At 61.2% G+C, this 17,778-nt stretch carries 19 protein-coding genes; 7 read left to right on the top strand and 12 right to left on the bottom strand.

All coding sequences use genetic code 11. The features are described 5' to 3' along the window. Positions 1 to 10 precede the first annotated feature (10 nt). Both CQ012_RS09795 and CQ012_RS09800 read left to right on the top strand, forming a co-directional pair. A complete protein-coding gene (locus tag CQ012_RS09795; protein WP_286134045.1) occupies positions 11 to 217 on the top strand; it encodes a tautomerase family protein in 207 nt (68 codons plus the stop codon). A 30-nt stretch (positions 218 to 247) separates the two neighbouring features. Then, entirely contained in the window at positions 248 to 1,294 is a 1,047-nt protein-coding gene (locus CQ012_RS09800; protein ID WP_105656178.1) for an LLM class flavin-dependent oxidoreductase, read from the top strand. A 68-nt stretch (positions 1,295 to 1,362) separates the two neighbouring features. On the opposite strand, the gene CQ012_RS09805 is transcribed toward CQ012_RS09800, so the two are convergent. Continuing rightward, positions 1,363 to 2,148 (bottom strand): VOC family protein, encoded by a 786-nt coding sequence (locus tag CQ012_RS09805; RefSeq protein ID WP_105656177.1) that lies wholly within the window; start codon positions 2,146 to 2,148, stop codon positions 1,363 to 1,365. 191 nt (positions 2,149 to 2,339) lie between these two features. On the opposite strand from CQ012_RS09805, the gene CQ012_RS09810 reads away from it, so the two are divergent. Further along, positions 2,340 to 3,899 carry a long-chain-fatty-acid--CoA ligase gene (locus tag CQ012_RS09810; protein WP_105656176.1) on the top strand — a complete coding sequence of 520 codons (1,560 nt, stop codon included), beginning with the start codon at positions 2,340 to 2,342 and terminating at the stop codon, positions 3,897 to 3,899. A gap of 6 nt (positions 3,900 to 3,905) precedes the next feature. Here the strand turns inward: CQ012_RS09810 and CQ012_RS09815 are convergent, their stop codons facing one another. The 5 genes from CQ012_RS09815 to CQ012_RS09835 all read right to left on the bottom strand — a co-directional run bounded on the left by CQ012_RS09815 (position 3,906) and on the right by CQ012_RS09835 (position 9,580). Next, positions 3,906 to 4,700 carry an enoyl-CoA hydratase/isomerase family protein gene (locus CQ012_RS09815; protein ID WP_105656175.1) on the bottom strand — a complete coding sequence of 265 codons (795 nt, stop codon included), beginning with the start codon at positions 4,698 to 4,700 and terminating at the stop codon, positions 3,906 to 3,908. A 212-nt stretch (positions 4,701 to 4,912) separates the two neighbouring features. Next, positions 4,913 to 5,902 (bottom strand): galactofuranose ABC transporter, permease protein YjfF, encoded by a 990-nt coding sequence (gene yjfF / locus CQ012_RS09820; protein WP_105656174.1) that lies wholly within the window; start codon positions 5,900 to 5,902, stop codon positions 4,913 to 4,915. Beyond that, positions 5,899 to 6,921, bottom strand: a complete 1,023-nt coding sequence (locus CQ012_RS09825; RefSeq protein WP_105656173.1) for an ABC transporter permease — start codon at positions 6,919 to 6,921, stop codon at positions 5,899 to 5,901. The genes yjfF and CQ012_RS09825 overlap by 4 nt, the downstream gene beginning before the upstream one ends. Further along, on the bottom strand, positions 6,918 to 8,480 hold the full coding sequence (locus CQ012_RS09830; protein WP_105656172.1) for a sugar ABC transporter ATP-binding protein: 1,563 nt from the start codon (positions 8,478 to 8,480) through the stop codon (positions 6,918 to 6,920). The genes CQ012_RS09825 and CQ012_RS09830 overlap by 4 nt, the downstream gene beginning before the upstream one ends. Before the next feature lie 110 nt (positions 8,481 to 8,590). Further along, on the bottom strand, positions 8,591 to 9,580 hold the full coding sequence (locus tag CQ012_RS09835) for an ABC transporter substrate-binding protein (RefSeq protein ID WP_105656171.1): 990 nt from the start codon (positions 9,578 to 9,580) through the stop codon (positions 8,591 to 8,593). A 335-nt stretch (positions 9,581 to 9,915) separates the two neighbouring features. Here CQ012_RS09835 and CQ012_RS09840 point away from each other — a divergent pair, with 335 nt between their 5' ends. Then, a complete protein-coding gene (locus CQ012_RS09840; RefSeq protein ID WP_208294262.1) occupies positions 9,916 to 10,416 on the top strand; it encodes a DUF456 domain-containing protein in 501 nt (166 codons plus the stop codon). Here the strand turns inward: CQ012_RS09840 and CQ012_RS09845 are convergent. The 4 genes from CQ012_RS09845 to CQ012_RS09860 are packed head-to-tail and all read right to left on the bottom strand — an operon-like array spanning position 10,413 to position 13,835. Next, the gene (locus CQ012_RS09845) at positions 10,413 to 11,018 is read right to left on the bottom strand and encodes a response regulator transcription factor (protein WP_105656169.1); all 606 of its coding nucleotides are present in this window, start codon (positions 11,016 to 11,018) and stop codon (positions 10,413 to 10,415) included. The two genes, CQ012_RS09840 and CQ012_RS09845, sit on opposite strands and share 4 nt — an antisense overlap. After that, positions 11,015 to 12,169 carry a sensor histidine kinase gene (locus tag CQ012_RS09850; RefSeq protein ID WP_181148762.1) on the bottom strand — a complete coding sequence of 385 codons (1,155 nt, stop codon included), beginning with the start codon at positions 12,167 to 12,169 and terminating at the stop codon, positions 11,015 to 11,017. The genes CQ012_RS09845 and CQ012_RS09850 overlap by 4 nt, the downstream gene beginning before the upstream one ends. After that, complete coding sequence (locus CQ012_RS09855; protein ID WP_286134633.1) at positions 12,166 to 12,918, bottom strand: ABC transporter permease; 753 nt, start codon at positions 12,916 to 12,918, stop codon at positions 12,166 to 12,168. The genes CQ012_RS09850 and CQ012_RS09855 overlap by 4 nt, the downstream gene beginning before the upstream one ends. Beyond that, a complete protein-coding gene (locus CQ012_RS09860) occupies positions 12,918 to 13,835 on the bottom strand; it encodes an ABC transporter ATP-binding protein (protein ID WP_105656166.1) in 918 nt (305 codons plus the stop codon). The genes CQ012_RS09855 and CQ012_RS09860 overlap by 1 nt, the downstream gene beginning before the upstream one ends. Before the next feature lie 347 nt (positions 13,836 to 14,182). Here CQ012_RS09860 and CQ012_RS09865 point away from each other — a divergent pair, with 347 nt between their 5' ends. Further along, the gene (locus CQ012_RS09865) at positions 14,183 to 14,857 is read left to right on the top strand and encodes a DedA family protein (RefSeq protein ID WP_388023432.1); all 675 of its coding nucleotides are present in this window, start codon (positions 14,183 to 14,185) and stop codon (positions 14,855 to 14,857) included. Between the two features lie 3 nt (positions 14,858 to 14,860). On the opposite strand, the gene CQ012_RS09870 is transcribed toward CQ012_RS09865, so the two are convergent. Beyond that, positions 14,861 to 15,217 (bottom strand): DUF2695 domain-containing protein, encoded by a 357-nt coding sequence (locus CQ012_RS09870; protein WP_105656164.1) that lies wholly within the window; start codon positions 15,215 to 15,217, stop codon positions 14,861 to 14,863. Between the two features lie 104 nt (positions 15,218 to 15,321). After that, a complete protein-coding gene (locus tag CQ012_RS09875; protein WP_105656163.1) occupies positions 15,322 to 16,518 on the bottom strand; it encodes a pyridoxal phosphate-dependent aminotransferase in 1,197 nt (398 codons plus the stop codon). 238 nt (positions 16,519 to 16,756) lie between these two features. Between CQ012_RS09875 and CQ012_RS17890 the strand changes: the two genes are divergently transcribed. Together CQ012_RS17890 and CQ012_RS09880 are read left to right on the top strand one after the other, a co-directional pair. Continuing rightward, positions 16,757 to 16,885, top strand: a complete 129-nt coding sequence (locus tag CQ012_RS17890; protein WP_286134044.1) for a hypothetical protein — start codon at positions 16,757 to 16,759, stop codon at positions 16,883 to 16,885. 24 nt (positions 16,886 to 16,909) lie between these two features. Beyond that, positions 16,910 to 17,758: a fibronectin type III domain-containing protein gene (locus tag CQ012_RS09880; protein WP_286134067.1), complete on the top strand. Its 849-nt coding sequence runs from the start codon at positions 16,910 to 16,912 to the stop codon at positions 17,756 to 17,758. The last annotated feature ends 20 nt before the right edge of the window (positions 17,759 to 17,778 follow it).

Consider the following 17,778-nt stretch of genomic DNA (forward strand, 5'->3'; position numbering starts at 1 on the left):
AGGGAACCCCATGCCACTGATCGATGTATCCATTGCCAAGGGCCGCAGCCCCCGGCAGCTGCGCGCCCTGATCGACGCCTTGCACCGGGCCGCCGAAGAAACCGTTGATGCGGCCCCCGAGAACATCACAGTCATCGTGCGCGAAGTCGACCATGAACATTGGTCCCGGACCAACCAAACCATCGCCGAACGCAACCGCACCCAGGCAACTGCCTAAGGGCAGCAGAGCAACGAAAGAAGGACAGATATGCGCTTTTCACTGTTCATCCACATGGAACGCTATGACGACTCGATCAGCCACGCACAGCATTTCGAGAACCTCGTCGAACTGACTCAAATGGCCGAAGCCGGTGGCTTCTCCACAGTCTGGATCGGCGAACACCACTCGATGGAATACACCGTCTCCCCGAACCCGATCCCGCAGCTTGCTTACCTCGCGGCTCGGACCTCCACGATCCGGCTCGGAGCCGGCACCATCATCGCACCATTCTGGAACCCGATCCGAGCAGCCGGCGAACTCGCGCTGCTCGATGTCATCAGCAATGGCCGTGCCGAATTAGGCGTGGCACGCGGTGCCTACCAATTCGAATTCGATCGCATGACCGATGGCATGAAGGCCACCGACGGCGGAGCCTCCATGCAGGAGCTCATCCCGGCAGTCAAGAAGCTTTGGGAGGGCGATTACGCCCACGACGGAGAAGTCTGGCAGTTCCCGACGTCCACTTCGGTGCCCAAGCCCGCGCAAAAGCAGATCCCTGTCTGGGTTGCCGCCCGCAGCCCCGAGTCACACGAGTACGCTGTGGCCAACGGGTGCCACGTCATGGTGACCCCGCTGATGAAGGGCGACGAAGAAGTCGAATCATTGGTCCAGAAGTACGAAGCCGCCATTGCCGCCCACCCGGAGGTGCAACAGCGCCCCGACATCATGGTGCTTCGCCACACCTATCTGCACTCCGCCAACGAGCCAGAGGCCTGGCGCCCGGCCGCCGAAGGCATCAACAAGTTCTACCGCACCTTCGATGCGGTCTTCGGCAACAAGGCGGAGCCGGTCAACGGCTTCATCGATCCCAGCCCGGAGGAGAAGTTCTCCGAACGCGAGGAATTCACCCCTGAGTCCCTGCACCGCACCGCAATGATCGGCACACCGGACGTGGTTGTTGAGCGACTGCGCCACTACGAAGATCTGGGCGTCAGCGAATACAGCTTCTGGAGCGACAACGCCCTGAGCCACGAGGAAAAGAAACGCTCGCTGAAGTTGTTCATTGACGAAGTTGTGCCGAATTTCGTGAAGTAGGCTGCGAAGAACCAGCCCGAACCGAGGCCGCCGTGCATCCGATTTTTCGGTGCCGGCGGCCTTTGCCATCAGGCTTCAGATTCCTGTTTGCGCGACGGGGCGATGATCGCGAACTCTGCGCCGGTGACGTCGCTGAGCACGGCCATGCGGCCGAAGTAGGAATCATGGGGCTCATGGATGATCGTGCCGCCGAGCTTCTCGGCGAGCGCCACGGTCTGTTCGGCATCCGCCACCGCGAAGTAGGCGCGCCAACCGGCCTTGGAATCCGGATAGCTGGAGATGTCGAAGATTCCGGCCACCGCCTCGGAACCTTGGCCGTAGGTGTGGTAGCGGAATTCGTCCGTGTCCGAGACCGGGGACAGGCACCAGCCCAGTGCTACACGGTAGAAGCGGGCCACCGCCTCGAAGTGCCTGGTGTGCAGCTCGTTCCAGATGCGGGTGCCCGGTGCGCGGCTGGCGGTTGTGTCTGCTGATTGGAATGCCTGGAAGAGTCCAACGCCGGTTCCCGCTGGGTCCCCGATGATGGCCATGGTTCCCTGGCCGGGAATGTCGATGGGCTTGAGATAGACCTTGCCGCCGTGCATCTTGGTGGCATAGGCGGCGGCGTGCACATCGGTCACATTCAGGTAGGTGGTCCAGGCATCTTGCACCTCGGAATCCGGGTCATTGGCAATGAAGCCGGTGGCCATTTCCCCGTTGAGGTAGACCTCGGCATATCCCTCGTCGCGGGTTTCCTCGTCATGGCGGACTTCCCAACCGAAAAGCTGCCCGTAGAACTGCGTGGAGCCCTCCATGTCGCTGGTGAGCAAATCGACCCAGCACGGCTCGGCTCGAGGATCCTTTGGTGCCGGCATCGCTTCCCCATTCCACAATTCATCCAGCTCGTTTGGGCTGAGTCTATGTCCTTTTTACCCAGATCAGCAACGGAAATTTTCCATTGTTCAAGATATTTCGAAACTCAATACCTCGTACTGAACCGCAGTTCCAATATGGTTTAATGTGACACAACACACAATGCACTGCTGGGCGACCCGAGGAGTTCACCATGAGCGTTTCCACATCCAATCTCACTGTTTCAGTGGCGGCCATCCTCGCAGAAGGGGCTGCCCGCTACGGCGAGCTGAACGCCATCACCGTCGATGGCCGCAGCACCACCTATGAGCAGCTGTGGGAGCAGGCCCGGCAATACGCCGGAGCTCTGCAAGCCCAAGGCATCGAGGCGGGCGACCGGGTGGCCTTGCTCATTCCCAACGTCACGGACTTCGCCCGCGCCTACTACGCGGTTCTGGCCCTGGGCGCCGTAGCGGTACCGGTCCACGCGCTGCTCAAGGCGCGCGAGATCTCCTACATCCTGGAGGATTCCGAAGCCAAGCTGATGATCTGCGCCGCACCCCTGCTCGCAGAAGGAGCAGCGGGGGCCGCCGCTTCCGGGGTGCCGGTGCTCAGCGTGCTGGCTCCGGAGGAATCGGGCGCCATCCGGTTGGAAGACCTGGCCCGGCACGCCGCGCCGATTGGCACCTACCTGCCGCGCCGCCCCGAAGACCTGGCCACGATCCTGTACACCTCGGGCACCACCGGCAAGCCCAAGGGGGCGCTGGGCACGCATCTGGCGTTGATCGAGCAGACCCACACCACGTTGCTGAACACCATGGAATTGCGCCGCGGCGACAAGCTCTTCGGCGGGTTGCCGCTGTTCCACACCTTCGGCCAGACCTGCGTGCTCAATACCGGGCTGCGGGTGGGGGCCGAGGTCATGCTGTTACCCAAATTCACCGCCGAAGGGGCCCTGGAACTGTTGCTGGAGGCTGGCATCGACGTCTTCTTCGGGGTGCCCACGATGTATGTGGCCCTGCTCGAAGCGGGCAAGCAGCGCGAAGGGATGCCGGAAAAACTGCGCTACGCCATTTCCGGAGGGGCCTCGCTTCCGGTATCCATCCTCACCGCCTTCGAGCAGCGCTTCGGCGCGCGGATCCACGAGGGCTACGGGCTGACCGAGACCTCTCCGGTGGCTTGCTTCAACCATGTGGGCGTCGACCCGCGGCCCGGAACCGTGGGCACCCCGGTCTGGGGCGTGGATGTGGAAATCGCCGATCCTGCCTGCCCCGATGAAATCCGGCTGCTGCCGCGCGGGGAGCTGGGCGAGCTGGTGGTGCGCGGGCACAACTTGTTCTCCGGCTACCTGAACCGGCCCGAGGCCACGGCCGAAGCGGTGGTTGATGGCTGGTTCCGCACCGGGGATCTGGGGACCAAGGACGAGGATGGCTACCTGCGCATCCTGGACCGGACCAAGGACATGATCCTGCGCAACGGCTACAACGTGTACCCGCGCGAAATCGAAGAGGTACTGGTTTCCCATCCGGAGATTTCCAATGCCGCCGTGTACGGGGTGCCGCACGAAACCCACGGACAGGAGATTGCCGCATCGGTGACCTTGGAGGCCGGCTCCACGCTGGGCGCGCAGGAGCTGGTGGCGTGGGCCAGCAAGCAGATGGCCGCGTACAAGTATCCGCGGCTGATCGAGATCGTCCAGGAATTCCCGCTGGGTCCCAGCGGGAAGATCCTCAAGCGCGAACTGGTTGCGCAGTTCACTGCCGAGCAGGACTAGCGAACACTACTGGGGCCGTCCACCGTAATCCGGTGTGCGGCGCGAGCAGAACGCGGATCTGCCTTCGGCCAGGTCCGCGTTCGCCCCGTTCTCTTCCCACATCGCTTCCCACCAGCCCTCGGTGGCTTCTCCCTGGCGCACCAAGTTGATGGCCTCATTGGTGCGCGCAATGGAATATGGCGAGTTCGCGGACAGCTTGCCCAGCAGTGCGGCCAGCTCTTCTTCGAGCTGCCCATGGGCAATCACGCGGGTGAACATGCCCCAGCGTTCCGCCTCGGCAATGGAAATCTCCGCGCCGGAAAACAGCAGGTACTTGGCCCGGTGCTCCCCCACGGTACGCACCAGCCGTTCGATGCCCGGCCGCGGGAAAACCAGCCCGATTCTTGCTGGGGTGATCGCGAGTCGCACGTTATCCGAGGCCAACTGGATATCGCAGGCCGAGGCCAGCTGCCAGGCCCCGCCAAAGCAATGGCCTTCCACCACCGCGATGGTGGTTTTCGGGCAGCCCACGATGATCTTGTCGAGCAGGTCGAAATGGTTGATCAGCTCCCCGTCGGCGTCCCGGTCGAAGAGCACCTGGTCCATCTCGTCGATGGCAATTCCAGCGCAGAAGTTCCCTTCCGCGCCGCGAACCACAATGGAACTGACCTCGTCGTCGGTCGAAAGGCCGGCAAAGGCGCCCACCAGCTGCAGGCACATGTCCTTGGTGAGCGCGTTGAGTTGGCCCGGGTTATCCAGCAGCACCACGGCAGTGGACCCGGCTATTTCTACGCTGACCCGTGCTTCATTGTCCTTGCCCATCAGGTTCCTCCCAGTCGCGTGCAAGCCGCAGAAGTTTTAGAGGCAATAGCAATGCCCCCACTTCGCAATCTATCGCGAAATGGGGGCAAGCTGTTGTCCAGGCTGGAAATTATTACTTCCCGGTTCGTTGTACGCGAATTGGAGCTAGGTGGCTGGATACGACCCAGGGCCCGGTACGCTAATACCGGGCCCTGGGCCCTTCCCTTCCGGGCTTAATTTCGCCGCAAGGTAAGAATTCGTTGCAAGACCACGAAGATCAGCAGCAATCCGCCGATCACGATCTTGGTCCACCAGGAACTCAAGGTTCCCTCGAAGGTGATGATGGTTTGGATCAGTCCGAGCACCATCACGCCAACCACCGAGCCGAGAATGAAGCCCATGCCGCCGACAAGCAGGGTTCCACCGATAACCACTGCGGCGATCGCGTCGAGCTCCATGCCCACACCGGTCAGCGCATAGCCCGAGCGCGAGAACATGGCGAAGAGGATTCCGCCCAGCGCCGCACAGGTGCCGGAGATGACGTAGACAACCACCTTGGTGCGTGCCACACGCAATCCCATCAGGGTGGCTGATTGCTCGCCGCCGCCCACCGCGTAAACGGTGCGGCCGAAACGGGTGCGGTGCAGCACCCACCAGGACCCGGCAATCACCAGCACGGCGATGACCACGGCCGCGGTCAACCGCCAGCGCCCCGCAGAAACACCCCAGCTCGACAGGGCGACAAAACCCTCATCGCGGATCGGCACGGATTCCGGGGCGAAGATGAAGCACAGGCCGCGGGCCAAGAACATGCCGGCCAAGGTAGCCACGAAGGGCTGCACCTCGAAGTACTGGATCATCACTCCCATGCCCAGGCCGATGATCGACCCGCTGAGAATCGCGATAGGCAGCACCAGGGACAACGGGATCCCGGCATTGAGCATGGTTGCGGTGATGACCGAGGACAGGGCCAGCACCGCACCGACCGACAGGTCGATGCCGCCGGTGAGAATCACGAACGTCATTCCTGCTGCCAGCACGATCAAGTGGGCATTGTTGATGAACAGGTTGGATAGTACAGCGGGCGAAAGGAAATTCTCGTAGCGCACTCCGCCGATGACGAGCATCAGCCCGAAGACGACCACAGTGCCCAGAACCGGCAGGTAGCGCCGGTCCACATTCAATTTGGATACGGACTTGCGCGGAACACTGAGGATGCTCATGCTCCCACCTCCTGGTAGCGGCGGCGTTCGCGCAAGGAACCGAGCATGGCGCGCAGCCGGGTTGACATCATCAAGGTCACGGCAATGACCACGATGGCTTTGAATAGCGAAGTGACCAGCGGTGAAACGCCCAGAACGGTCACAGCCAGGCTCAGGGTGGTAATGATCAGCACGCCAATCATGGTGCCCGCGAGGTTGAACTTGCCGCCGGCCAGGGACGTGCCGCCGATAACCACGGCGAGAATGGCATCCAGCTCTATGAACAGTCCCGCATTGTTGGCATCAGCGGCCATGGTGTTGCCGGCGAAGATCAGTCCGGCCAGGCCCGATAGCAGGCCGCACAACACATAGACGGTGAATACCAGAGTTCTTGATTTCACCCCTGAAAGCCGGCTGGCTTCCGGGTTGATGCCTACCGCTTCGAGCAGCATGCCCAGCGCAGTACGCCGTACCACGAGGGCCACCACCGCAAACACGCCGTAAGCGATGATCGCGGCCACCGGCAGGCCCAGCACATAGCCCGAGGCCAGTTTGCTGAAAGGTGCGCTATTGACCGTGGTGATCTGGCCGTTGGTAATCAGCATGGCCACACCGCGGCCGGCAGTCATCAGGATCAGCGTGGCGACGATCGGCTGGATGCCGAAGTTCGCCACCAGCACGCCGTTGAATGCGCCGAGGATCAGGCACAGCCCCAAGGCCACGATGACGGCGCCGACGGCTGTACCTGCGGATCCCGGATTGGCCGAGCTGGCGATGAATGTCAGCGCCACGGCTCCGGAGATCGCGACGGTGGCACCCACCGACAGGTCGATGCCGCGGGTGGCGATCACCAGAGTCATGCCCACGGCAACCAGCAGCAGCGGCGAGCTATTGCGCAGGATGTCTATGGGGGCACCGAACAGGTGCCCGTCCAGCACGCTGATGCCCAGGATGTCCGGGCGCTTGATGGTGCAGGCTAGCAGCAGCGCGAGCAGCGCAATCGCTGGCCAAAACAGGCGATGCTTGTAAATACGGGTCATTTGTTTTCTTCCCCGGTGGCGATGATTTCGATCAGGCGTGGCACATCCACATCTGGAGTGCTTGGAATTTCGGCAACCTTGGCGTGATCGCGCATCACAACGATGCGATCCGAGAGGCGCAGGACTTCTTCTAGCTCAGCGGAGATGAAGACCACCGACATGCCCTGTTCAGCTAGTTCGGAGACCAGGTTCATGATTTCGGTCTTCGCGCCGATGTCGATTCCGCGGGTGGGCTCATCGAGGAGCAACAGCTTCGGAGCGGTGGCGAGCCAGCGGGCCAGCAGAACTTTCTGCTGATTCCCGCCCGAGAGGTTCTTGAGCAGGGCGTTCGGATTGGCCGGACGGACGCCCAGTGCCTTGATATAGGCGTCCACGATTTGGGTGGCTTTGGTCTTGGGCAGCGGGCGGATCCATCCGCGCGCTGCCTGCAGGCCGAGGATGATGTTCTCGGCCACGGTCAGCTCCCCCACAACCCCTTCACCCTTGCGGTCTTCGGATGTGTAGGCGATTTTGCGGCCCAGGGCCTGCCGGGGAGTTCGCAGCTTCACCGGTTTCCCGCCCAGCTTGATCACCCCGTCATCTGCCTTGTCCGCTCCGTAAAACAGGCGCGCGAGTTCGGTACGGCCTGAGCCCAGCAGGCCGGCCAAGCCGATGACTTCCCCGGGATAGAGGTCCAGATCGAAAGGCTGCACCGCTCCCTTGCGCCCGAGTCCCACTGCCTGCAGCAACGGTTCGGCGTCGGCCGCGCGTTCGGTTGCGGCGGTGCGTTCATTGGCGCCGCCCACTTGGGCATCGGAGGTGCCAGCGATCATCAGCGAGACCAGTTCACGTTGCGGCAGCTGGTCCTTCTCTCGTTCTTCCACCAATTGCCCGTTGCGCAGCACGGTAATGCGGTCGGCAATGGCGTAGATCTGGTCCAGGAAGTGCGACACGAAGAGGATCGCCACACCATCATCACGCAACTTCCGCATGACCTCGAAGAGCTGGGCCACCTCGTCGGTATCCAGGCTCGAGGTCGGTTCATCGAGAATCAGCACCTTGGCGTCGACCACCATGGCGCGGCTGATGGCCACCAGCTGCTGGACGGCCAATGAATGGGACCCCAGCGAGCTGGCCGGGTCTATCTTCAGCCCCATCCGCTCCAGATAGGTTTGGGCCTGGCGCCGCATGGTTCGCCAGTCAAGACCACCGAAACGGCGAGGCTCGCTGCCGAGCATGATGTTTTCGGCCACGGTGAGATTGGTGCAGAGATTCACCTCTTGGTACACCGTAGAGATGCCGCGTTCGCGGGCATCGGCGGGGCCTGTGAAGCGGGTGTCGTTGCCGTTAACCGTGATGGTTCCGGAAGCGATCGGATTCACTCCAGTCAGAGCCTTGATCAGGGTAGACTTTCCAGCGCCGTTCTCCCCCATCAGGGCGTGGACTTCACCGGGAAAAAGCCGGAAGCCAACGTTGTCCAATGCTTTGACCCCGGGGAACTCCACGGAAATTCCAGCCATTTGAACGATGGGCTTCGTTGTAGGAGAATGCTGCACGGTGATTTCCTCAGTCCGTGACATGGGTGTTGAATCAATCATTAACTTGCCTCTGCGAGTTGCTTGTCCTGCCACCTGGTGGTGAACCGGCGGGCCAGCTTGTGGCCCGCCGGTTCGTGCTCTTGCCTGCGTTTCTAGTAGGTGCGATCGGCCAGGACCTCGGCCGCTTCATCCTGGGTGAAGGCGGCGTCTTCAACGACGATGCGCTTCTCCACAGATTCGCCGGCTACAACCTTCTTGGCGATTTCTGCCAAATCCTCGCCCAGCAGCGGGTTGCATTCGACGATGTAGTTGATCTTGCCGTCAACCAATGCCTGCATGCCGTCCTTGACCGCGTCAATGGTGACAATCTTGATGTCCTCGCCTGGCTTCTTGCCTGCTGCCTCGATGGCTTCAATGGCGCCCAAGCCCATGTCATCGTTATGGGCGAAGACCAGATCGATATCGTCATGGGAGTTCAAGAAACCTTCCATGACCTGCTTGCCGCCTGCACGGGTGAAGTCACCGGTCTGCGAGTCGATAATCTCGATGTCCGTGCCCTCAATGGCCTTTCCGAAGCCTTCCTTGCGGTCGATGGCCGGTGCTGAGCCGGTAGTTCCCTGCAGTTCGACAACCTTCAGGTCCTTGTCCAGATTCTCTACAACCCAATCCCCGGCCCGCTGTCCTTCTTCAATGAAGTCGGAGCCGATGAACGAGGCAAAGAGCGTGTCATCGGTGGTGTCAACGGCGCGGTCCGTGAGGATCACCGGGATATTGGCGCTCTTGGCTTCTTGCAGCACAGCATCCCAGCCCGTTTCTACCACTGGGGAAAACGCCAGGACGTCAACGCCCTGCGCGATGTACGAACGCAGAGCCTGGATCTGGTTCTCCTGCTTCTGCTGGGCATCAGAGAAGCTGAGCTTGAAGCCGTTTTCTTCGGTCAGGGTGTCTTGGATGTCCTTGGTATTCGCCGCGCGCCACCCGGACTCGGCGCCAACCTGCGAGAAACCGATGGTAATGGTCTCAGAACCGGATCCTCCGCCTTCGCTGCCACTGGAATCCGAGCCGGCGCATGCGCTCATGGCTGCCATAGCTGCGATGCTGAGCGTTGCCAAGCCAGTGCGCAAAAAGGTCTGTCGTTTCATCGTGAGTTCCTCCTCGTAGGTCCCCGCCGGATAATGGTGGAGTGAATGGTCTCCGGCACCAGAACAATGTGTCGATGGTCACAATGTTAGCGCTAACAATTTAGGGTGTGAAGAGCCTTCCGGCTTTTGATTTCTTTTTCCATTGCCAACGGGCGACGCTTTTCAATCTAAATCGATATCCGACTAGGTAAAAAGGAATCAATGAGAGAAGGGAAATTATCCGGATTTAATCAATTGTTTGTTCGTCAGCTCGGCATTCGGAACAAATATCCCTGAATTCTTGTCCTGCTTGACGGTGCGCCTCATGCAAGGATGCAGTGTGCGAAACTGGGCATGTGGATGCACAAATTATTTACACGATTATCGCCGGGCTGCTGCTAGTTGTATCGGCATTGGGCACCATCTTCCCGGTGCTGCCCGGCTCGTTGCTGACGATCGGCACGCTCTTGGGCTGGGGCTGGCTGCTGGGTTCCGGCGCTTCCTGGTGGGCGGCCGGCCTGGGCATGGCGATCGCCCTGCTGGGCTGGTCCGCCTCTGCGATCCTGACCGGCAAGAAACTCAAGGAACATCAAATCCCCAAGGGTTCCATTCTCTTTGCGGTCGTGGGTGCCATCGCCGGTGCTTTCCTCATTCCCGTGATCGGCATGTTCGTCGGTTTCGCAGTGGGCCTATTCGCCGGTGAAAGCGTGCGCCGGCGCGAAGTCTCCGGCGCGCTCGGCTCATCCTGGGCCGCGTTGAAGGCCATGGGCCTGGGCATCGTCGTGGAATTCGGCTGCGTGCTGCTGGCCTCCTCAATTTGGGTCATAGGCCTGATTACCCACTTCGTAACGCGCTAGATCCAGCCCATCTCGCGGGCGTAGCGCGCGGCCTCAATGCGGTTGGCAGTGCTGGTTTTGCCGATCGCATTGGACAGGTGGTTGCGCACAGTTCCCACCGACAGGTGCACCGCCGAGGCAATCTGCGATACCGGCGAGCCTGAGGCGGCCAGTGAAAGGATCTCGCGCTCACGCCCGGTTAGCGGGTTGCTGCGGCTCTCCACGCTGAGCATGGCACGCTGCGGATCCACTACCTTGTCCCCGCAATAGACCCTGCGGATGGCGGCAATCAGCTCGGCCGGCGGAGAATCCTTGACCAGGAAGCCGTGCGCTCCGGCTTCGAAGGCCTGGCGGAAATATCCGGGACGGTCAAAGGTGGTCAGGATCAGCACCTTCACCTCGGCGTGGCTGGCCTTGAGTTCTGCTGCGGTGCGCAGCCCGTCGTGCCGCGGCATCTGCACATCCAGCAACGCGATGTCGGCGGGGTGCGCATCCAGTGCGGCGGCGACCTCGTCACCGTCGGCGCATTGCGCAACGACGTGGATGTCTTCTTCGAGGTTCAGCAAGGCTGCCAGTGCGCCCCGGACCAGGTGCTGGTCATCGGCGATGAGAATCCGGATCACGCTGCACTCCCCTCTGCCTCGAAGGCCACTTGCACGCTGGTTCCGCCCAGCCGCGATGCCCCTACTGTACAACTGGCACCGAATTGCTTGGCGCGTTCCTGCATTCCCCGGATGCCGTGGCCTGGCGTGCTGGCTTGCAGGCCATCCCCGTCGTCATCGACGCTGACTTTTCCGGGTTCCAGATGCAGCACGATGGTGCTGGCGTGCGCGTGGCGCAGCACATTGGTGACCGCTTCGCGCAGGATCCATGCCACATGCGAACGCAGCTGCATCGGGACTTGCTCGGCGGTTCCTGCCACCGTGAATTCGAGGTTGTTGTCGTCGCACGCCTGCTGCAGCTCGGCCAGTTCCCCGGCCAGGTCCTGGCGGCTGAGCCCCTGCACCGTCGTGCGCACGGAGTCCAGCGCGTCCACGGCCAGGGCGCTGAGTTGTTCCAGTTCCCCGCGGGCCTGGGCGTACTGTTCCTGGTCCATCAGGCGCAGGGCCAGCTGCGCCTTCAAATTCAATGCGGTCAGCGAATGCCCGATGCCATCATGCACGTCCCTGGCCACGCGTTCCTGCTCGGCGACCAGCAGGTAGTCGCTGCGGATCTTTTCTGCTGCGGCCGAGCGCCGAATGGCGGCCACGGTAATCGCGTACACCACCATCAGCACGAGGTTCAGGCCGATCAGGAAGATCGCGTCCATGAACTGCCCGTAGACGATCGGCAGCGCGAAACTGAGCACCAGCACCGCGGCGTAGGCCGCGATGGCCCACTTCCTGCTGAGCAAGAAGATCGCGAAGGAGGTGATGAAGGGGAAGAGCCCCATGGTGGTCAGCCCGATGACCGGGATGCCCAGGGCGATAATCGCGCAGAGGACCAGGAAGTTCGCATGCGCCCTGCGAGCGCTGGTTCCGCCTTGCCCGATGTTCTGGGAGAATTTGGCGTACGACTGCAGGTAGACGGCGGCGAAGAGGGCGATCAGCGCCAGGCCGATGATCCGGGTGGGCAGCGTGTAGTCTTCCACGAGAAGGTCCAGCACCGGGAAGACCAGGAAGATCACCCAGACGCCGGCGATCAGCCAGCCTCGGCGATCCCAGAATTTCTGGTCCTCGTCGATCTCGCAGAGCGGATCGTCCGCTGGCGCGGCGCCGGGCAGGTTGCGGCTCACTGGCGTGCCTTGGCCTTCCTGGTGGCGAGTACCGCGAAGAGAACGAAGATGAGTGCCCATGCCACTAGGTTAGCGGTTGGGATCCACAATGCGTCCGGGGCCATTTCGACTCCGGCGGGCATGTCCTTGAGCAATGGGTAGCGGGCCAGTGCTACGTAGCCGTACATCGGGGTGAAGCGGGCCGCGTCGAGCATGCCTCCTTCCAGGGGCATGAAGACATTGCCGAAGAAGGCGAAGAACACCATCAAGCCTGAGGCCAGGCCCAGGGCCGATTCGGATTTGAACACCATGCCCACCCCGATGCCGTAGCAGGCGAAGACCATGGCGCCGAGCAGGATGATCAGGTAGCTCGCTCCCCAGATCCAGCCTTCTTGCACTTCGGCTCCAGTCGCGGCGCCCAGGGCGAAGACTACTGCTGCCGAGGCACCGGCTACGGTGGCCGCGACGATCATCTTGCTGCTGACGAACATGGCCGGCGGCATTTTGGTCAAGGCTATTTGCCTGCCCCATCCCTGCATGGTTTCGGTGGCCACGGTCCCGGCGATTGCCACAGTGCTGACCGCCGCCCCGTAGGCTGCCATGGAAATCATCAGATAGAACTTCACGTTGCCTGCGCCCAGCTCGAACTCGGTGTAGCTGGGGATGTTGCCGAACAGGATGTACATGGCGGCGGGCAGCAGCAGGGCGAAGATCAGGTTGTACCCATCGCGGAAGTGCCGTGCGAATTCCACGCGGATGTAGGTGCTCATCATGATGCGTCCTTGGTCAGCTGGATGAAGGCCTCTTCCAGGCTCGGCGAGGAAATTTCCAGGTCGTAGCCCTGGTAGTCGGCGAGCAGGGCGGCCGCGAAGCGGTCCGAATCGACGCTGTGGAAAGCGAAGCGCAATCCGTTGCGTTCGGCTACCTGCACCGAATTATCAAAAGCTCCGGCTCGTTCGGCATGCTCCGCCGAGGGGAAGGAAGCGCTGACGGTGCGTCCGGAGATGAGCTTGCGCAGCTCTTCGGTGGCGCCGTCGGCGACAATGCGGCCTTGGCTCATCAGCACGGTGCGTTCTGCGAAGTTCTGGGCTTCTTCCAGATAGTGCGTGGCGAAAATGACGGTGCGCCCTTCGGTAGCTTCTTCTCGCATCGTGGCCCAGAAATCCCGGCGGGCCATCACGTCCATTCCGGCAGTTGGCTCATCGAGGATCAGTACATCCGGGTCGGGCAGCAGAGCCAAAGCGAACTTGATGCGCTGCTGCTCGCCGCCAGAGCATTTGCCCACGCGCCGCTTGGCGATTTTATCAAGCCCCGTGCGTTCCATGACCGGCCCAATGCGATCTGCTTGCTCATGCATGTGGGCGATGACTGACACTGTCTCCTTGACGGTCATATCGCGCAGCAACCCACCGGTTTGCAAGACGGCAGAGACCCTTCCAGCGGAGATGGCTTGGCGCGGATCCAAGCCGAGGATTTCCACCGACCCTCCTGTGGGTTGGGTCAGGCCCAGGATCATGTCCACGGTTGTCGTCTTGCCAGCTCCGTTGGGTCCTAGGAAGGCCACGATCTGTCCGGTCTGGATCTGCAGGTCAATGCCCTTGACTGCTTCAACTTTGCTGCGCGGCGTTGAGAAGGTCTTCTTCAAACCGCTGAGCGAAACTGCATTCGTTCTAATCAGCGTTTCCATGCTTCTTAGTCTTCCCCCTTTGCCGGGTGTGCAGAAGAGCAGAAAGTCATGCGTTGCCCATGACCGTTGTCATGGACCGAATCCAGGTGGCTCGATGCAACCTCGCCGACTTTTACGTCGAATCCCGCTGTGAGCTTGGCAACTTGCCGCTTCCCAATGCTCCCTCGGCTCTCGTTGCTGGCCCCGTGAAAAGCCATGATCACTACGGGTCAACGAACAACTTGGAGATTTTCGCCCTTGTGGCCGGGTTGTCCCCCATCAGAGATTACGGATGGCACTCTGGGAAACTCACAGCGTACTCACGTAGGATTTTTGCTGTGCTAGATCATTCTTCGTTTCTTTCCCTTGTGACCGATTATGCGGCTCCAACCATGGGCGCGGCTTTCCTGCCCGACTGGTTGAACCCAGTCGTCTTCCTGAACAACCCCGCGCTTGGCCCATGGGTCTTGCTGCTGGTTTGCGCCATTGTCTTCGCCGAGACCGGCTTGCTGGTGGGCTTCTTCCTGCCAGGCGACTCGATGCTCTTCACCGTTGGCATGCTCATTGCCACCGGCACCATCCAAATTCCGTTGTGGCTCTTCGCCGCCGCGATCTTTGTCTGCGCCTTCGCAGGTGACCAGACCGGCTACATCATTGGCAAGAAATCCGGACCTGCCATCTTCAAGAAACCGGATTCCCGCTTCTTCTCGCAGAAGAACGTTGAGCGGGCCCACGAGTTCTTCGAGAAGTTCGGCGGCCGCGCGGTGATCCTGGCACGCTTCGTTCCAGTGGTCCGCACCTTCGTCCCGGTAATCGCTGGCGTAGCGAGGATGAACCACAAGACCTTCATCCTCTACAACCTGATCGGTGCCGCCCTGTGGGGTATCGGCGTCACATTGCTGGGTTATTGGCTGGGCCAATTCACCTGGATCGAAGAGAACATCGACCTGATCTTCATCCTGATCGTCCTCATCTCGGTGATCCCTATTGGTGTTGAACTGCTCAAGGCCCGCAAGCCGAAGAGCAAGACCCCCGAAAACTGATCTTCAAGCACTTCGGCGGCGGAACTGACCGCCGCCCCACTGTACGCCGCGGCGCATCAACCAATGTTCACATGGTTGGATTGTGCCGCGGCGTACTCCTTTGCAGACAAGATTTTCGTCATTGTCCACGGCTTGAATCGCTTCACGCGTGATCGGGCGGATGGCATTGGCCAGCACTTCGCAGTCGCAGAATCCGCCCAGCAGCTGCATTTTCCGGTCAATCGCGGTAGCTCGCGGAGCGCTCGCATCGCGATAAGACAAGAGGAAGAGATGGGTCCCGTCGCATCCTTGCGCGCAGACCGCACGATACAAATAGCACGCAAGGCATTCATGTTCGACAGGTTCGAGTACTGCAGGCATTGGTGGCTCCTTGAAACAGTGGATGGCAGTAACGAAGCGTTACTGCCATCCACTGTCCATTTTGAAGCGCCGCGCGCAGCGCATTGCTCACCTAATGTGGAAAACTAGCTTCCTGCCAAGCTCTGCCGTAGGAAAGCCGCAACGCGTTCCAGGGCTTCTGCCACACGCTCATATCCGGCCGCGAAGGACAAGCGGATAAACAGGTGGCCTTCGAACGGATCAAAGTCGCCGCCAGGGGTCAGCGCAACATGCGCATGCTCCAAAACCGCTTGGCAGTACTTGCCCGCAGAACCGAAATGCTCCAAGACTTCGGGGGCCAACCGGCCGTAGAGGTAGAAAGCCCCATCGGCGGGAGCTGCCTCGCTGATGCCCAAGCTGCTGAAGTGCTCCAACACGTGGGCTCGGGTGCGGGCGAACTCGTCCACGCGCTCATTGGCTTCATCGAGGCTCCGCTGTTCAAAGGCAGCTACCACCGCGCGCTGTGCTGGCGCTGGAGCGCACAAGGCGAGGTTCGAAGCCAGTGCGTCCACCGTTGGCACTAGCTCATCGGGCACGATCATCCAGCCCAGGCGCCAGCCGGTCATCCCCCAGTATTTGGAGAAGGAGGAGACAACGATGGACGAGCGGGAGAACTCCCACGAGGTATGTGCCTTGCGGTCTGGGACGAATTCAATGCCGTGATAGATTTCATCGCTAATCAGCCGCACATCATTTGCTTCGCACCAGGTGGCCAAGTCCGAGAGCTCGCCTGCGCTGAACATGGTTCCGGTGGGATTATTCGGCGACGCAACAACCAGCCCATCGAGGCGTCCATGCTCCTTCTTGGCCGCCTCAAGCAGCTGCACGGTGGGCTGGTAACGCTGCGCTGCACCGGTGGGCAGGTCGACAACTTCCAGCCCCAGGGCACCCAGAATATTGGCGTAGGCCGGGTAGCCGGGACGGGCCAGCGCCACCACGTCTCCAGCATCGAAGGCTGCCAAGAACGAAAGCTGGAATGCACCGGAGGAACCTGTGGTCATCACGAAGTTCTTTGCGGGGATCTGTAAGCCATAGGTATCGAGGTAGTGCTTCGATAAGGCCTGTCGGGTTTCGAGCAGTCCCGCAGTTGAGGTGTACCCGAAGTCGGCATGCTCGGCATGCAGCTTCGCGGCCAGGTCATTCACGGCCGCTGGAGCACCGCCGCCAGGTTCTCCCACGCACAACGAGATCACGTCGTGGCCGGAGGTCCGCATCGTGGCGACCTGATCAACAATTTGCATCACTTCAAAGGGAGCTACCTTGGAACGCTGGGAGGCTTGCACTGTTTGTCCTTCTTTTCGCAGGCGTGGAAAACCGAAGCGCCCTCGCTTTGGTCTTCTCAGCTATCTGCTTCAAGGCTATCGGCTCCAGCTTGGTATTAGTGCGCGAGACAGCCGGTGAGCAGGCTCACCGACCCAGTTCACCCTTCGTTTGCCTCATATCCACCCTTGGGGCACGCGCCCCGGGCATCCTCAAGGTACCCGCCTTTTGCAGGCGACACCTCGCACAGGAGAACGCACTATGAACAACAAGCCCCTCTCGGCCGCACTTGCCGCCGCTGTATTGATCCCGTTGGTCTTGGCGCCGGCAGCCAGCGCCGCTGCTCTGCCAGGAACCGCTGCTTCCGCGCTTCCAGCGGTAACGGCCTAGTCCCCAGAACCGGGTTTCCGCGTACTGCCCTACCTCCAAGCTCCTGCTGCCACGTCGATGACCATCAACTGGATCAGCGAAACCGATGAGCCGGGCACGATAAGCCTCTCGGGACCGGGACTGGGAAAGTCCGGGAAGCAGAGCAGCGCACCACAGTACCTGGATCTCATGGAATACACCCGGGCCGAACTTGATCAGCAGATCGAGGGCTTGGAACAGGGCTCGTGGTTGAAGTCGAATTCGAACTACAAGCACTCGGTGACCCTCCAGGGCCTGCTGCCCGGAAAGTCCTACAACTACACCGTGACCCAATCAGGAGAAACCCACAGCGCGGCTTTCAAAACAGCTCCCAAGGGCGGGGCGTGGAAAAACGTGCGCATCATTGCGTTCTCAGATTCTGAAACCGAACCACGCGGACGCACCGAACACCGCGAGTGGGAGCTCTCCCCGGTCAACGGCTACACCGCAGATTCCATCCAGCGTCCGGGCGCGGGGTCCAAATGGGACCAGCAGTTCGGCATGACCACCCGCAACGGCGAACCGACCCTGCGCTACCCGCTGGACCAGTCCACCGCATTCAACGAGAACCTCAAGCACATCGAAGCTGCCGATCCGGACCTGGTCATGATGGCAGGCGATCTCACCCAGGGTTCGGGATACCAGCCGGCGTGGGATGAGTTCTTCGGCCATGTGGCCGGCGAGCATTCGGACTTGGCCTCCAGCGTTCCGCTGCTTCCAGCTTTGGGCAATTGGGAAACCTATGCGGCGCTGAACGGCGGCTACGGCACGGAAACCGACCTTGACCCCGGTTCACATTTTCCCCCAGCAGGATTCGGAATACCAGTTGGAAAAGACCGAGCGACGCGCCTATGACGACGTCGTGAGCTTCGCGG

Origin of the sequence: Arthrobacter sp. MYb214 (assembly GCF_002979865.1) — a bacterium.
Lineage (GTDB): Bacteria > Actinomycetota > Actinomycetes > Actinomycetales > Micrococcaceae > Glutamicibacter.

Excerpts from the sequence above, each read along its gene's own strand:
- CQ012_RS09795 (WP_286134045.1), top strand. The coding sequence starts at position 11 with ATGCCACTGATCGATGTATCCATTGCCAAGGGCCGCAGCCCCCGGCAG.
- CQ012_RS09800 (WP_105656178.1), top strand. The coding sequence starts at position 248 with ATGCGCTTTTCACTGTTCATCCACATGGAACGCTATGACGACTCGATC.
- CQ012_RS09805 (WP_105656177.1), bottom strand. The coding sequence starts at position 2,148 with ATGCCGGCACCAAAGGATCCTCGAGCCGAGCCGTGCTGGGTCGATTTG.
- CQ012_RS09810 (WP_105656176.1), top strand. The coding sequence starts at position 2,340 with ATGAGCGTTTCCACATCCAATCTCACTGTTTCAGTGGCGGCCATCCTC.
- CQ012_RS09815 (WP_105656175.1), bottom strand. The coding sequence starts at position 4,700 with ATGGGCAAGGACAATGAAGCACGGGTCAGCGTAGAAATAGCCGGGTCC.
- yjfF (WP_105656174.1), bottom strand. The coding sequence starts at position 5,902 with ATGAGCATCCTCAGTGTTCCGCGCAAGTCCGTATCCAAATTGAATGTG.
- CQ012_RS09825 (WP_105656173.1), bottom strand. The coding sequence starts at position 6,921 with ATGACCCGTATTTACAAGCATCGCCTGTTTTGGCCAGCGATTGCGCTG.
- CQ012_RS09830 (WP_105656172.1), bottom strand. The coding sequence starts at position 8,480 with ATGTCACGGACTGAGGAAATCACCGTGCAGCATTCTCCTACAACGAAG.
- CQ012_RS09835 (WP_105656171.1), bottom strand. The coding sequence starts at position 9,580 with ATGAAACGACAGACCTTTTTGCGCACTGGCTTGGCAACGCTCAGCATC.
- CQ012_RS09855 (WP_286134633.1), bottom strand. The coding sequence starts at position 12,918 with ATGAGCACCTACATCCGCGTGGAATTCGCACGGCACTTCCGCGATGGG.
- CQ012_RS09860 (WP_105656166.1), bottom strand. The coding sequence starts at position 13,835 with ATGGAAACGCTGATTAGAACGAATGCAGTTTCGCTCAGCGGTTTGAAG.
- CQ012_RS09870 (WP_105656164.1), bottom strand. The coding sequence starts at position 15,217 with ATGCCTGCAGTACTCGAACCTGTCGAACATGAATGCCTTGCGTGCTAT.
- CQ012_RS17890 (WP_286134044.1), top strand. The coding sequence starts at position 16,757 with ATGAACAACAAGCCCCTCTCGGCCGCACTTGCCGCCGCTGTATTGATC.